Genomic DNA, 14383 nt, shown 5'->3' with positions numbered 1-14383 from the left:
CCAAGCTTGACGCAGGCCGGCCCGCGTGCGCTTCACCTCGCCCTTCATGAGGCTTGCCGACTTCGATTTCCACCTGCCGGAGGACCGGATCGCCCTGCGGCCGGCCGATCCGCGGGACTCTGCGCGACTGCTGGTGGTCGAACCCGGCGCGCGGTTCGCTGACCTGACGGTCCGCGACCTGCCGAACCAGTTGCGTGCGGGGGACGTGCTGGTGGTCAATGACACGCGGGTGATCCCGGCGCGGCTCAAGGGCGTGCGGCGGCGTGGCGAGAACGTGACCGCCGTCGAGGCGACCCTGCACCGGCGCCTCTCCGGCCACGTCTGGACCGCCTTCATGCGCCCGGGCAAGCGGCTGGCCACCGGCGACCGGATCATCTTCGGGGAAGCTGATGACCGCGCCTGCTTTCTTGGCGCCCTCGACGCCACGGTCAGGGAGAAGGGCGAGGGGGGCGAAGTGACATTGGCCTTCGATCTGGCCGGGCCCGACCTGATGGCCGCGATCGCCGAGCGGGGCGTGATGCCGCTGCCACCCTATATCGCCGCCAAGCGGACGGAGGACGCGCGCGACCGGGACGACTATCAGACCGTCTACGCGCGGGAGGAGGGTTCGGTGGCCGCTCCGACTGCCGGCCTGCATTTCACGGCGGAACTGCTGGACCAACTCGCCGCGGCGGGCGTCACCATGGAGCGGGTGACGCTGCACGTGGGCGCAGGCACCTTCCTGCCCGTGAAGAGCGAAGACTTGGCCGACCACCGCATGCACCCGGAGTGGGGCGAGGTCGACGCCGCCACCGCGGGACGACTGAACGCTGCGCGCGCCGCGGGAGGGCGGCTCGTCTGCGTCGGAACGACGTCGCTGCGCCTCCTGGAAAGCGCCGCGGGAGAGGACGGGGCGGTGCGGCCGTTTTCCGGCGAGACGGCGATCTTCATCACGCCGGGCTACCGGTTCCGCGTCGCCGACGGCCTGATGACCAACTTTCACCTCCCGAAGTCGACGCTGTTCATGCTGGTGGCGGCGTTCGCCGGGCTGGAGACGATGCGCGCCGCGTATGCCCATGCCATCGAGGCCGGCTACCGTTTCTATTCCTATGGCGACGCGAGCCTGCTCTGGAGGGCGGCCTGATGGCGGCCTTTCCGTTCCGGATCGAAGCCACGGACGGCCGCGCACGCACCGGCGTGCTGCAGACCCCGCGCGGCGACATCCGCACGCCGGCCTTCATGCCCGTGGGGACGGCCGGCACCGTCAAGGCGCTTACCGTCGAGCAGGTCGCGGCCACCGGCGCCGACATCCTGCTGGGCAACACCTATCACCTGATGCTGCGCCCGACGGCCGAGCGCGTGAAACGGCTGGGCGGCCTGCACCGGTTCATGCGGTGGACGAAGCCGATTCTGACCGACTCGGGCGGCTTCCAGGTCATGTCGCTGTCCAAGATCTCCAAGGTCACGGAGGCGTGCGTCACCTTTCAGAGCCACATCGACGGAAGCCGCCATGTGCTGACCCCCGAGCGGTCGATGGAGATCCAGGCCGATCTGCTGGGCGCCGACATCGTCATGCAGTTGGACGAACTGGTTGCGCTCCCGGCCGCCGAGGACCGCGCGGCGGAGGCCATGCGCCGTTCAGCGCGCTGGGCGCAGCGTTCTAGGATCGCATTCGGCGAACGTGATCGCCAAGCCCTGTTCGGCATCCAGCAGGGGGGCCTTTCGGAAGCCCTGCGGCGCGAGTCGGCCGAGCGGCTGGTGGAGATCGGCTTCGACGGCTACGCCCTGGGTGGGCTGGCTGTCGGCGAAGGGCATGCCGCGATGTGCGAGACGCTGGACTTTGCACCGGCGATGCTGCCGGCCGAGCGACCGCGCTACCTGATGGGAGTTGGGAAGCCGATCGACCTGGTGGAGGCGGTCTGGCGCGGCGTGGACATGTTCGACTGCGTGCTGCCCACGCGCTCGGGCCGCCACGGCCAGGCCTGGACGTGGGAGGGCTCGATCAACCTGAAGAACGCTCGCTTTGCCGAGGACGACACCCCGCTGGACCCGGACAGCTTGGCGTCGCCCAGCCGCGACTACTCCAAGGCCTACCTGCATCACCTGGTGAAGTCCGAGGAGATCCTGGGGCAGGTTCTGCTCAGTTGGCACAACCTCAGTTTCTTCCAGGCGCTGATGAGCGAATTGCGGGCAGCTATTTCCGAGGGCCGTCTTGAGGCATTCCGTCGGCGCTTCCTGGCGCGTCAGACGTCCGCGTCGGATACTTCGGCTTGAGCTCGCGCTTGGCGACCGCCGGCGCCGCGCCGGCGCGTTCGTGGCTGGGCGTCGCTGGCGGCATGCAGCCTTTCGACTCGCCCAGGCCCTTCAGGTACGCTCGACGGACGCTGCCTGCGATGTAGGCCGACTGCACGAGCCGGTCGTGGGCCTCCGCGCCGGAGATTTTGCGGACCACGCCCCGAAACGGGATCAGCGCGCTGGAGGCCACGTCGGCGGCGATGCCGAGTGCCTTGCCGCGGTCCACGAGATTCTCGTCGCTCACCGGGGTCTGATCGATGTCCGGCCCGAGGACATCGTCCAGCGGCCGGACCAGGGCGGTGAGGTAGGCGCAGCCGTAGTTCCTCGGCGGACGGGCATAGGGGTCCGTCAGCGCCTGCAGCAGGATCTCCGGGATATCGGTCTTCTCGACGCCCAGGTCGCGCAGCGGCGTGGTGGCGGCGCCCTTCACGCCCTCTTCCTTGACCTCATCCGAGGTCTTCATCCGCTCCTGGGGGACGTAGGGCGGTGGCGGGGCTTCGCGCGCCTTGGGGGCGCTCTTGGCCGGTGGCCTCTTCGGCGCAGCCTCGGCGGCCATGCCGGTGGCCAGGGCCGCGGCGACGACGCCGCTCAGGATCAGGCGAAGGGTGCGCATCTGAGCCAGCATACCCCGTCGGATGGCGCTGTTAAGGCGCCGGAAGCGAATGCGGCTTCCACTTTGCCGCGGCGCCCTCTAGGTTCCGCGCCGCTTCGCCCCGGCGTCCGACCAGGACACCTGTGTCGAGGGCCGGTAGCTCAGTGGTAGAGCATCCGACTTTTAATCGGATGGTCGTGAGTTCGAACCTCACCCGGCCTACCATTCCAGCTGGGGCCAGCTGGAATGCGAGACCCGCACGGGCAAGCGCGACCCGCTTTGCGACGGGTGGGTCAGTAGCGACACGAAGAGGCCGGCGGGAGGTCCCGCCGGCCGGATATCCGTTCAGCCGTGTGCAGCGGGTTTAGGACGCCCCGCCCGACTTGGTGAGGTAGACTTCGAGCGCTTGGCGCGCCACCGACTTGCAACCGCTGGTTTCCGCCACCTGGACGATGTCGTCGAGGGTGGTCAGGGCCTCTAGGGCGGGGCAGATGCCACCGCGCCGCGCCCCGAAAGTCCGGCCCTGCGGCGGCGGTTGGACGAGAGCGCGGAGCGTCTCGAAGCGTGCGCTGTCCGCGGCGGCGAGTTTGGCTCCCGGGACGACGACGCCGGCCGCGGCGCCCCTCAGCGTGGTGACCTCGCCGGAGGCTCGCATCAAAGTGATGGTTTGGCCTGCGCCGAGCTGCACGCGGGCGCCGGCATCGAAGGCTTGGCCGCGCTTGATACCCGGATCGGTTGAGTTGACCACAATGTAGTCTGCAGCCAGCGCTGTACCGCCAAAGGCGAGCGACAGAGCCAAGCCAATTAGAATCTTACGCATTTATTAAACCCCCGTAAGGTCGTCTTAGTTCGGTGGTGCGCAGGCCGGGATGATAGCACATCCGGTCGATGAACGACACCTGAACTGGTGTTTTGTCGAACTCTATTACGCGACTATGCGCCGCGCAGACGCAGGAATCCGAATTTCATCAACCAGGTGAGCGACCTTTCCACGAATGGACGCCGTTCCGGTCCCGTCTCCTGCATAAGTTGGGCCACCGTCTTGGGACCCTCGCCCAGTGAGGCCAGGAGCGCCTCCACTTCGGTCTCGTCCGGCAGTCTCGCGGCGACGTTCACTACCGACGGCCTGGCCATGATGGCGGCGCCTTCACCCGCGGCGAACGGGCGGGCCAGCTCCAGCACGTCGGCCGCGCCGAGGACGCCGGTCGGATAGGCGGCGAACATCCGGAAGGGATCCGGCCGGTAGGGGTTGTCCCGGGGGATCTGGCGCGGCGCGGCATGGCGGCGGCGGCCGAGCTCGGCCCACAGCGCCTGATACTGGCCGATGACGACGCGCCAATCGAATACGTCGCGGGCGCGGGTGCGGCCAGCTTCGCCCATGCGGCGGCGCAGGTCCGCATCGGCGAACAGCGCCGCCAGCGCCTCGGCGGCATCGCCCACGTCGACCGCAGTGAAGAGGGCCGCAGAGCCGGCGTAGTCCTCATAGGCCATCAGCCGGTGGGCGTAGGCATAGGCGAGATCCGAGCCCAGCCCGGGCCGCGGGGTCATGGTGCGGATGCGGAAGCCGTCCACACCGTGTCGCACTGTGTCGCGGTAGCCGTCCCAGTCGCTCACCACGCAGGGGAGGCCGGCCGCCATCGCCTCCAACGGGGTCAGGCCGAAGGTCTCCTGGACGTTGTCGGAGAGCGACAGGAAGACGTCCGCGGCCGAGACGATCTCGTCGCGGGTCTTCGCCGACGTGTCGCCGACCGGGCAAAGTTGTACATCGCGACAGAATGCGGCGGCGGCGGCCTGGAACGCGGCCTCCTCGTCCTGGCGGCGCGCACCGCCGAACATCACCCAGTAGATCTTCTGGCCCAGTCGTTCGCTGGCCTGCTGGAGGGCCAGCCCCATCGGCCCCGGGTGCATCTTGGTGCCGAGGCTGAAGCGGCCCATGTGCAGGGCCACCGGCGCCTCCGGGGGGATTCCCAGCCTTTCGCGCCATCGCCGGCGCGCGCCTGGGTCGAGATGGAAGTCCTCGCTGTGCACACCGAGGGGGATGGTGACCAGTTGGGCCGGCGGGATGCGGGTCGCGCCGAACCGCTCCTGCAGGTGTACGGCGACCGCTTCCAGCAGGGTCTCCACCGCCTTACGGCCGGGCTCCGAGGTGCAGACCAGCGCGTCCCAGGGCTCCAGCGGCGCCGACAGCATGCCGGCGATCTCATCCAGAATGTAGGGCTCGGCGATGGTGTGGGTGACGCCGGTCAGGGAATAGGCCGTCCCGCCTGCAGCCCGCCGCGCCCAGGCTTCGTTGCGCAACTCGGGGGTCGGAATGTAGACGCAGCCCGCCTCCGCGAGCCTCGGGCGATCGGCGCGCCCCAGCCATTCCACCGGGCGGCTCACCGGCCCCAGGCGCGCCAGCAGGGCCTCCAGTTCGCCGCGGCTCTGATCGGCCACATTCCAAAAGTGGAAGCGATCGACGTCGGCATACTTCAGGAAGCCGCGCAGGAACCCTTCGCCCGCCGAATGCCGGCCCATGGGACGCGGCATCGACGCGTCATAGGCTTCGGTGTTGAGCTGGATCGCCGCGTTCGCCATGGGGGCTGAGCGGCGCCAGGTTCAGTGGACGGCCGCGCGCGCCGAAGCGGCTGAGGGCAGGGGGGCCGCGCCGTCACCCACGATGGTGAAAGGGGCCCAGAAGTAAGGGTGGCTGAACTCCTCGGAGGTCTGCAGCACGGCCATGGACTTGGTCAGAGCCTCGGCCTTGCTGGGCGACCCGGCGGAGAACATGCCGGTCATCAGCCGCACCGTGGCCACCGAGTCGACGGACCAGTGCGACACGATGAGGGAGCGCCCGCCCGCGTAGATCACCGCCCTGGTCAGGCCGCCCAACGCCTCGCCGCCGCCCTGCAGGCCGGTGGCGGCGTCGTCGCCGCCCGCCCCACCCGTGTCGCAAGCCGACAGCACGACCAGGTCGGCGTCGAGCTTCAGGTCGAGGATCTCGCTGGAGTTCAGCAGGCCGTCGGAGTCGCCGACGCCCACCGAGGTCATCAGCGCCGGCTCCGGCAGACAGGCGGAAGGCTGCGGCAGCAGGCCATGGGTGGCGAAGTAGATGACGCGGTAGTCGCTCAGGTCCTTGCGGTCTTTCACAGTGTCGTCGGTGAAGGCCTTGCCGGTGACGATGGACTGCCCCGCGGTGACGCCCAGGCTCGCGCCCACCTGACGCACCTCGTCGGCGGTGTCGGGCAGCGGCGGCATCTGCAGCAGCGCCAGGCGGGTGTTTTCGCAGACGTTGGTGACGTCGCGTTCGCCGCGCAGGCTGACTGAGCGCTGGCTGGCGGAACGCCTGACGACGGAGGAATAGGCCGACGGATCGCTCCTGGCCGGCGTCGAGGGGTCGGCGAAGGCGAGGAAGGGCTGGGTGGCCCGGCTGGGCGCGAATGCGCGGGACTGCATGAAGCTGGCGGCCGACAGCACCAGCGCGGAGTCGGTCTTGGCTCCCAGCCACGCGACCTGGCGGTAGTCGGGATCCGCACCGCGGGCGGTCTTGGCCAGCAGCGCCGATGGGTCCGCGGTAACCAAGGTCGCCACCGGCAGGGAAATCAGGCTGCCGTCCGGCTCGTAAATCAGGTGCTTTGCCGCGGCGAGGTCGCCGGCGACCGGGCCGAACAGCTTCTGATAGAGGGTGTGAGACTTGGCGAGATCGAAGGGCGGAAGGCTGTCCTCGGCTTCGAACGGCGCGCGCAGCGCGTTCACCAGGATGGCTGCGGAGTTGCGGTTGAGGTCGATGGCGTAGGCCTTGGCAGTCGTCGGCGAGACCAGGATGCCGTAGCCGCGCGTCGACAGCAGCAGCACCTTCACGAACACCTCGTCCGTACGCAACGCCTTCTGCAGGTCACCGAGCGAGGCCTCGGAGGAGACCAGTTGGGAATAGCGCGGGTTGGCCGCGAGCAGTTGGGCCTCCAGCGTGTCCGACTGGGTCTGCAGGGTCCGGAGGCGCGCCTCGAGGTCTGCGCGGTCCTGGCCGACGTAGGCGTTGGCGGCCTGCAGGTTCGCCGCCTGGGCCTCGGTGGCCCGCAGTTCACGGCGAGTGTCGTCCAGCGCGCGGACGAGCCCGGTGACGGCGCCGTCGCCGGAAGCGACGCGGGCGGCCAGCTTGGAGACCGTCTGGGCGGTGGCGTTGGAGACCACGCTCTCGGCCGCGCTGAAGAAGCGGCCGCGGTATTCGTCGGCCTTGGCCGGATCGCTGGCCATGCGGGCCAGCAGGAGGTCGAAGTAGGGGGCCGCATCGTCGGCAGAGGCGCCCAGAGCGCCACGTTGCGCCTGGAACAGGTCGAACGCGTGCTTGTACGTGGCGAGCGCGGCGTCCTCCTGCTTGGCCCCGATCTGGGCGCGGCCCAGGTCGAGCAGCAGACCGCCCTCGGCGGCGGTGCCAGCGTGGCGCAGGCGGATGATCCGGATGGCGTTGCCGAACCGCTCGGCGGCCTGGGCGGGGTTGCCGGTGTCGAGTTCGATCTGGCCCAGGTCGGCCTCGATCCGGGACCGGAGCCAGACGTTGAGCGCCCCGCTGGCCTCGGCAGTGGTCAGGAGACGGGCGGCGCGGTTCAAGGTGTCGCGGGCGGTGGCAAAGTCGCCTTGGGCGGCCTGAGAGGAGCCGACGACCTCAAGGGCCTGAGCGTCCTGCACCACCAGCCGATCGGCAATGGAGACCTTGCTGCCGCCAAGGATGTCACGGCCCGCAGGCCGCGTGTTGAGCGCCGCGGACAGGTCTCCGCCGATGGCGATGTCGCCGCCGTCGGTCCTGGTGACCATCGGGCCGCCGGCGCCGAGGCCGCGCGACGCGCGGACCTCCTCGGAGGCGCGCAGCGCGCCCTGCCCGGCGGTGACCGCCTCGGCGAAACGGCCGGCGTTGCGCAGATGCAGCGCGCGATACGTGCGGGCGCGTGCGGCGAGAAGCGGGTCGTTGGCGGCCTCGACCTGGAGGTCGGCGTCGCGGAACAGGCGGTCGGCCTCGGCGAACCGGCCGTTGTTGGAGATGTTGAGCGCCAGGTTCAGCAGGGACTCGCCCATCTCGGCGGGCGGGGCGCGACGGGCCTCGGCGTCGGCGACCAGGGCCTGGAAGTCGGTCTCGGCCTGTTCGAACCGCCACTCGTTGTTCTGCACGTAGGCGCGCGCCCGCAGGCGGGCCGGATCGGCCGCGGCGGCGGCCTGCGCGCGAGCGAGGCCGCCCGTGGAGCCGCCGAAGTCGGCGGCGATCTCGGCGCTGGCGGCCGAGGTCTGCACGTCCGACGCGGCGGGCGGCTTGGCGGCGCCGGCGACCACCCTCAGGCCGGTCTCCAGGACATCGGCGATCTGCGCCGCGCCCTCGGCCGCGTAGAATCCGGAGCCCTTCTTGCCGCCATAGGCCAAGTAGGGCGCCTGGGCGCCGGTGCTGCGGCAGGCGCGTCGGGTGACGCCGGACAGTCCGGCGACGGTCGCCGACTTCTGCTCCGTGCACTCCGCGCGGCCAGGCAGCGCGCTCTGCCATGCGCCGGCGTCCGAGCTCTTCTCGATGGCGTAGAGGCGGCCCAGCGTGCCTTCCCATCCGCGACAGCGCACGGCCCACGCGCGCCGGCCTGCTGCCTGCACCACGGGGTCGTCATAGTCGCGGACCGCCTGGCAGACGGCCCCGGACGCGGCGCTGGCGCCCAGGGGGATCAGATCTGCCCGGGTCTGCGCGGAGGCGGCATGCGTAAGGGTCGTCAGCGCAAGCGCGCTGACGAGGCCCGTGAGGAGACTCTTGACTGTCATTTCTGCTGCCTGCGCTTGCGCCAGATCTCTTCGCTACCTGTGCCGGCGGCGACGGGGTCTGTGACGAACTCATCGGCGTTGACCGGCGGGGTCACGTTCAGGAGTGTTGGCCCGCTGGTCACGTTGTCCGAGTCCACCTCGGACTCGCCGGCTTCTTCGGAGGACTCGCTGTCGTTGGAATTCGACGAGTCGCTGAGCCCGCCGGGGCCCGGCAGCGCGTCGCGGGCCGCCAGCACCCCGGCGTTGATGTTGGACGTGATGATCTCGGCCGACCCGCCGCCGTCGCTTCCGCTGCTGCCGCCGCCTATGACCGACGGGGCCGAGCAGTTGCCGGTGCCGACGTCACAGCTGTTGAATTTGTACCTGGCTTCGGCGGGCTGGGGTGTCGGATTGCCCGCGGAGTCGACCACCTGGAAGGTGACCGCGCCGCCGGCCGCCGCGCCGCCTATCACCTGGCCATCCGCGCCTGCCAGCGCGCCCCAGAGCTCGACGATCTGGGGCGGGTCGATGATCAGGGCCGGTGTGAACGCCCCGGTGAAGAACACGCCCACAGGCGCACCCGCGCCCAGCGGAGCGGTGTTTTGCTGCACGACCTTGTTGTCCGCGGACACTTCGAGTTTGCCGGCGGAGATGAACACCTTGTTGGTTTCATCGCCGGTGGGCGCCACGCCCGCGGGTTTGCCGGCGGCCGTGTCGATGTCGGCGATCGCCGTGCCCTGGATCAGGGTGATGAACCGCTGCGAGCCCATGAGGATGTCCTTGCGGGCGGCGAGCCGGACCTCATTGTAGGCCCGGATGTCGGAATAGCTGACCCCGCCGCTCACGCTTGCGGAACCCAGTCCGCCGGTGATCAGGATCGACGACGGCCGCCAGTTGAGGTCGCTGGCGTCGCCGATCCGCAGCACGCCGCCCGTGGCGCTGGGCGCGACCACGCCCTGGACGAGGGCGTTGTTCCCCGAGCCGACCAGGAAGGTGAGGTTCGGCGTATTGGCCGTGTTGGTGGTCAAGGTCTGCAGCGTCAGGTCGCCGCGCGCGCTGCCCGTCGTGGAGCCCGCGTAGAACCGGGTCGTTCCGGCGACGCGCAACTGGCCATAGTCGTTCTGGTCGAAGACGAAGCCCGCGCCGCCGGCCGCTCCGCCGACCCGCAAGGTTCCTCCGCGGGCCTCGATCTGGGCGTTGGCCGCGGTCGCCAGACCGTTCAGGTCCAGGTCGCCGGCCACGATGCGCAAGGTCCCGGCCGCAGTGAGCTGGCCGAGGTTGGCCGCGCCGGCCACGTCGACGGTCAGGTCTCGACCCGCGCTCAGCGGACCGGATGACGTGAAACTGCCCAGCGAGGTGATTGACAGATCCCGGGCGACCGGGCCGATCGACGAGCCAAGATTGAGCGTTGAGCCCTGGACGATCAGGTCGCGACCGGCGCTGAAGCTGGTGGTCGTTACGCCCCCGACCGTGGCCTTGAGGGTCAGGTCTTCGCTGGCCGAGACATTGCCGGCGCTCACGGTCGTGCCGCTGAGCAGGATCGACCCTGCGTCGGCCCGTACGTCGGCGACGCTGAGCGCGCCGCCGGAGCTGATCGAGATGTTGCGTGTGGCGATCAGGGCGGCGGTGAGCGTCAGATCGCCTGACGTTGTGGCAAACGTCAGGTCGCGGCCGGCCGAGATGTTGTCCAGCGTTGCTGTCGGGGCGCGCAAGGTCGCGTCACGCAGGGCCACGACCGAGAAGCTGCCCGGTGCGTCCGCGGCCAGGTCGACGATGGCGTCGCGGCCGGCCGTGACGGTGGTCGAGGTGGCGCCGACGATCGAACCGGTCCCCTGGCCCAGGAGGGCGTCGAGGTCGACCGACTCAACGCGAACGACCTTGCCGTTCCCGGGCACGTCCGGGTTGCCGTCGAACGCCACGCTGACGCCGTCTGGGCCGGCGCCCAGGGTGGCCGATCCGAGCGAGGCGGTCCCATGCGTGGCGAGCACGAACACGTCGTCGCCAGCGTTGGCGTCGCCGACGATCGCGTCGCCGTTCGTGCCGACCACGTAGATGTCGCCGCTGCTGGTCGCCGTGCCGATCCTGACGCTTTCGGCCTTGGCCAGAAGGCGCGGCGCGGACACCGAGCCGATATCCAGCGCCCCACCACGCAGGGTTGCGGTCACCCCGGCGGTGACGCTGTCGATCTTGGCCGAAGCCAGGTCGAGGGTGACGTTCTGGCCGGCCGTCAGGGTGATCACCCCGGCCACGGCCGAGGTCCCGTCGCCCAGCACGATGTCGCGCCCGGAGGTGACGGTCAGCTGCTGGGGCGCCGAGATCGCATCGATCTTCACATCGCCGCCGGCGCCGGTGGTGACGCGGCCGACGCCGCCGACGCCGATGCCAGCCAGGGCGACGTCGCCCTGCGTGGCGGTGGCGGTCAAGGACCCTGCCGCAATCAGGCTGTTGCCCTCGATCTGCGGCCCTGAAACGAAGATGTCGCGATTGGCCACGATGCGGCCCAGCTCGATGCTGGCGGTGGCCTGAATATTGGCGTCACGTCCGGTGGAGATCGAGGAAATCGCCGTCGGATCAAATAGAGTGGACAGCGGACCGGTCAGCTCGACGCCCAGGAAGCCGAAGCCATTGCCGTTGCCGTTGCCGAAGCCGTTCCCGAAGCCGTTGCCATTGCCGTTGCCGAAGCCGTTGTCGCAGTCGCCGCGGGCTTCGCAGGTGTCGTTGGCGGCGTCAGCGTCCTCCTGGAGGGTCGGCGGATCCTTTGCCTCTTCGAGCGGCCGCAGCCAGGGCCGGGCGAAGATGTTGCCCACGTTGCGCACCTGCAGGTCGCGCGCGGCCGAGGCCGTGTTGAGGTACATGTCGGTCGGGGCCGCGCCCTCCAGCTCCGCGCCGAGGCCGCGCCCGGCGATCCCGCCGCCGCCGGACAGCACGATGTCGCCACCGTCGACGCCCGCGCCTGTGGCCGTGATCATGCCTTCGAGGTTGATCACCGCGCTGCCGATCGCCGACCTGGAGACCGCCGCCACGAACACCGCGCCAGCCTTGGTCTCGGCCGCAAGGTCCATGGCGACCTTGGAGTCCGTGCCCGCCGAAGCGTCCGGCACGATGAAGTCTACGAGGTCGAAGTTGCCGCCGGTTCCCGGTGCGAGGCGGATCTGGAAGTTCCTGGCCGCGCCGTAGAGGACGCTGCCGCCATCGGCCGTGACCGTGGCGTTGGCCCGCGTTTGGATGGTCGGGCCGGCGAAGGCCACCAACCCGTCATGGCCGTTGATCGCGCCGCCGCTCAGCACCATCAGCCGGGCGCCGGCAAAGGAGTCGCCGCCGGAGAATGAGAAGAGGTTGTTGCCGGGGTCCAGGAAGCTGGACGTGTCGATCGTCCCGATCGCCGCCAGGAACCCGCCGGTGTCGATCCGCGACTGGCGGCCGAAGATGATGCTGTTGTTCGAGACGAACCAGATATTGCCGCCGAACTCATTGCCGACCTTGCCGGTGATCGTCCCCTCGATCTTTGACGGCGAGAGCCCGACGATCCGGTTGAGCACGATCCAGTTCTTGGCGTCGAACTTGAAGTTGACGGTCGCGTCGGGAGAGACGTTGAAGCCGGTCCAGCTGAGCACCGTGCGCGGCGCATTCAGGGTCACGTCCATCTGGTTGGACGTGTGGGTGATCACCGGCGCGCCGCCGCCCGAGCTGACCTGGGCGATGCCTCCGGTAGGCAGGATCGGCGCCGGCGCCGCGGGGGGCGGGGTCTGGGCCTGAACCGCCGAGGGAACGAGGGCCTGCAGGCCATAGAGCGCGCCGCACAGGGCGGTTCGCGACAGGAACCGGCTATGGCTCGACGCTGGCTCGGAACGGGTACGCGTAAGCTTGATCATGGGTACTCCCCCTTCCGCATCATAGCAGGCTCGCCGTGAGCTGGATCAGCACACGGTCGCCAGGACGCGGACCGCCCGCACGAACGGCGTCGAGCGGGTGGGCATAGGTGACTTCCAGGTTGGCGCGGTTGAAGACGCGAAAGATGACCCCGGCGCCGATCGACGTGAGGGTGCGGTCCTTCGCCAGACCGGTAGCCGCGGCATTGTTGTTGGCCACGTAGCCGGCGTCGAAGAAGGCATAGGGGGCGGCGATCACCTTTGGGTGAAGTTGCAGCGGGCCATAGCGTACCTCGAAGGCCGCGGAGACGCCCTTGTCGCCCAGAACCGCTGCCGGGTCATAGCCGCGGCCAACCGTGAGCCCGCCCACGGCGATCTGCTCGTACGGCAGGAGCGAGGAGGAGGAATACTGTCCCTGCGCCCGCACCTGGCCGGTCAGCCGGTCGGAGAAGGCGATATCGAGGCCACCCTGGCCCCTGATGAGCCAAGCGTCGGGCTTGGCGGCGCTTCGGCTCAGTGGGGTGTCGAGGGGGCCGGGGTTCCTGACGCCGAGGCCGGAGACGCCCTTTCGCAACTGCACGGCGCCGCTGGTCAGCACCGGGAACTGCGCGATCTCGGTGCGGTAGTCGCCGTCGGCGCGGAGGTAGAAGACCCGCAGTTCGTCGTGGCTCAGCCGCAAGGCGCCGCCAACGTCGGTCTTCTGGTCGACGACGTCGAGCCCTCCAGCCAGGTTGAGGTTCTGGTTTCGCGCGCGGACGAGCGGGTAGGCGGCCTCGATGTTGCCGACGATCGACTCGCTCTTCAGGTCGAGCGGCTTCAGGATGTCGCCCGGCCGGCTCTCGCCATAGGTCAGCGAGCCGCGGACCACGGCGCCCTCGGCGCCCAGGCGGAGGCTCTCGGACAGCTGCACCAGCCACTGCTCGTTGGAGTCGAGGGTGCGGAAGGCCGTGAGCGCGGTTTCGTCGCCATAGCCTGTGTAGCCGGCGAACGCGCCACGCACGAGGCCGCCCCAGCGGCCTACCTGCTTTGAGCCGGTGTTCTGGACGTTGGCGAAGACATCGGGGTCCTCCCGCGTAACGGTCAGGTCGATGTCCACCGCGCCCCTCTCGGCGCTGGTGGAGGGCCGCACGGCGGCGCGGGTGCGCACGCCCGGCACGTCGGAAGCCAAGAGGAGGTAGCGCTGGGCCTTGGCCATCGAGAACGGCTTCATGCCGCGCAGCTTCTCCGCGTACCGCTCGATGGCCGCCTGGGCCGGGCCGACGTCGCCGCGGACCCGCACGTTGACCACGTGGGCCTCGATGACCTCCAGAACCAGCGCGCCGCCCGCGATTCGCTGCTCGGGGATCTCCACTCGTGCGAGGACGCCAGAGTCGAAGACGATCCGTGCGGCGTTGTCGCGGATCGTGCAGATGACCGAAACCGGCTGCGGCTTACCGATGTATTCCGCATAGGCGCCGCGAAGCTCGGCCTCGCCGACCGCGGTCGCGCCTCTGAAGGTTACCGAGGCGAGCGTGACCTGCACCGTCGAATCGGCAAGCGGGCACGGCCCCGGCGGTTCCGGCGCGAAGGCGCCGCCGCCGCGCCTCAGTGTCCTGCGGGCGACGCGGGCGTTGGGATCGAGTTCGGCGGCGCTGGCGCCGGGCGTCGCGTTGGTGACCTGCGGAGGGGACGGCTGTGGCGCCTGGGCCCACGAGGTCAGCGGAGTCAGGGCTGTGGCGGCGGCAAGCGCCAGTATGCCGACGCGCGCCCGCGACTCGACGCCATGCGTCTTTCGGCGACGCCCCACCATACCACGCACCCCCAACTCAAGTCCCAGACTTCTAACGCCTCGATATGATGTTGTTAAGGGGCGACTCCATGCAACTCTCCGCGCTGGGGGCTTGGCGCCGCGCCCGTGATT

General features: G+C 69.8%; 8 protein-coding genes and 1 tRNA gene. 3 read left to right on the top strand and 6 right to left on the bottom strand.

Features of this window, described 5'->3' with window-relative positions:
• Nucleotides 1-46: 46 nt before the first annotated feature.
• Both queA and tgt read left to right on the top strand, forming a co-directional pair.
• On the top strand, nucleotides 47-1123 hold the full coding sequence (gene queA, locus QZV94_RS07275; protein WP_293677144.1) for a tRNA preQ1(34) S-adenosylmethionine ribosyltransferase-isomerase QueA: 1077 nt from the start codon (nucleotides 47-49) through the stop codon (nucleotides 1121-1123).
• Nucleotides 1123-2253 (top strand): tRNA guanosine(34) transglycosylase Tgt, encoded by a 1131-nt coding sequence (gene tgt, locus QZV94_RS07270; RefSeq protein WP_293677143.1) that lies wholly within the window; start codon nucleotides 1123-1125, stop codon nucleotides 2251-2253. The genes queA and tgt overlap by 1 nt, the downstream gene beginning before the upstream one ends.
• On the opposite strand, the gene QZV94_RS07265 is transcribed toward tgt, so the two are convergent.
• Nucleotides 2174-2899 (bottom strand): hypothetical protein, encoded by a 726-nt coding sequence (locus tag QZV94_RS07265; RefSeq protein WP_293677142.1) that lies wholly within the window; start codon nucleotides 2897-2899, stop codon nucleotides 2174-2176. The genes tgt and QZV94_RS07265 overlap by 80 nt on opposite strands.
• A gap of 117 nt (nucleotides 2900-3016) precedes the next feature.
• On the opposite strand from QZV94_RS07265, the gene QZV94_RS07260 reads away from it, so the two are divergent.
• Nucleotides 3017-3091 (top strand) — tRNA-Lys (locus tag QZV94_RS07260).
• A gap of 139 nt (nucleotides 3092-3230) precedes the next feature.
• Here QZV94_RS07260 and QZV94_RS07255 read toward each other — a convergent pair.
• The 5 genes from QZV94_RS07255 to QZV94_RS07235 form a co-directional block, all read right to left on the bottom strand.
• A complete protein-coding gene (locus QZV94_RS07255) occupies nucleotides 3231-3686 on the bottom strand; it encodes a hypothetical protein (RefSeq protein ID WP_293677141.1) in 456 nt (151 codons plus the stop codon).
• Nucleotides 3687-3799: 113 nt separating this feature from the next.
• On the bottom strand, nucleotides 3800-5443 hold the full coding sequence (locus tag QZV94_RS07250; RefSeq protein WP_293677140.1) for a glycosyltransferase family 4 protein: 1644 nt from the start codon (nucleotides 5441-5443) through the stop codon (nucleotides 3800-3802).
• 21 nt (nucleotides 5444-5464) lie between these two features.
• Nucleotides 5465-8635, bottom strand: coding sequence for a CHAT domain-containing protein (locus QZV94_RS07245; protein ID WP_293677139.1), 3171 nt, complete (start codon nucleotides 8633-8635; stop codon nucleotides 5465-5467).
• The gene (locus QZV94_RS07240) at nucleotides 8632-12486 is read right to left on the bottom strand and encodes a filamentous hemagglutinin N-terminal domain-containing protein (protein ID WP_293677138.1); all 3855 of its coding nucleotides are present in this window, start codon (nucleotides 12484-12486) and stop codon (nucleotides 8632-8634) included. Before QZV94_RS07240 ends, QZV94_RS07245 begins: the two co-directional genes overlap by 4 nt.
• Nucleotides 12487-12505: 19 nt before the next feature.
• The gene (locus tag QZV94_RS07235; protein WP_293677137.1) at nucleotides 12506-14272 is read right to left on the bottom strand and encodes a ShlB/FhaC/HecB family hemolysin secretion/activation protein; all 1767 of its coding nucleotides are present in this window, start codon (nucleotides 14270-14272) and stop codon (nucleotides 12506-12508) included.
• Nucleotides 14273-14383: the final 111 nt, after the last annotated feature.

The organism is uncultured Phenylobacterium sp., from assembly GCF_902826855.1.
GTDB lineage: Bacteria > Pseudomonadota > Alphaproteobacteria > Caulobacterales > Caulobacteraceae > Phenylobacterium.
The sequence above is the reverse complement of the archived record's forward strand: the minus strand, read 5'-3'. Positions and strand labels throughout refer to the sequence as shown.

Coding starts and splice junctions, on each gene's coding strand:
- QZV94_RS07235 (WP_293677137.1), bottom strand. CDS start 14,272: ATGGTGGGGCGTCGCCGAAAGACGCATGGCGTCGAGTCGCGGGCGCGC.
- tgt (WP_293677143.1), top strand. CDS start 1,123: ATGGCGGCCTTTCCGTTCCGGATCGAAGCCACGGACGGCCGCGCACGC.
- QZV94_RS07245 (WP_293677139.1), bottom strand. CDS start 8,635: ATGACAGTCAAGAGTCTCCTCACGGGCCTCGTCAGCGCGCTTGCGCTG.
- QZV94_RS07255 (WP_293677141.1), bottom strand. CDS start 3,686: ATGCGTAAGATTCTAATTGGCTTGGCTCTGTCGCTCGCCTTTGGCGGT.
- QZV94_RS07250 (WP_293677140.1), bottom strand. CDS start 5,443: ATGGCGAACGCGGCGATCCAGCTCAACACCGAAGCCTATGACGCGTCG.
- QZV94_RS07265 (WP_293677142.1), bottom strand. CDS start 2,899: ATGCTGGCTCAGATGCGCACCCTTCGCCTGATCCTGAGCGGCGTCGTC.
- queA (WP_293677144.1), top strand. CDS start 47: ATGAGGCTTGCCGACTTCGATTTCCACCTGCCGGAGGACCGGATCGCC.
- QZV94_RS07240 (WP_293677138.1), bottom strand. CDS start 12,486: ATGATCAAGCTTACGCGTACCCGTTCCGAGCCAGCGTCGAGCCATAGC.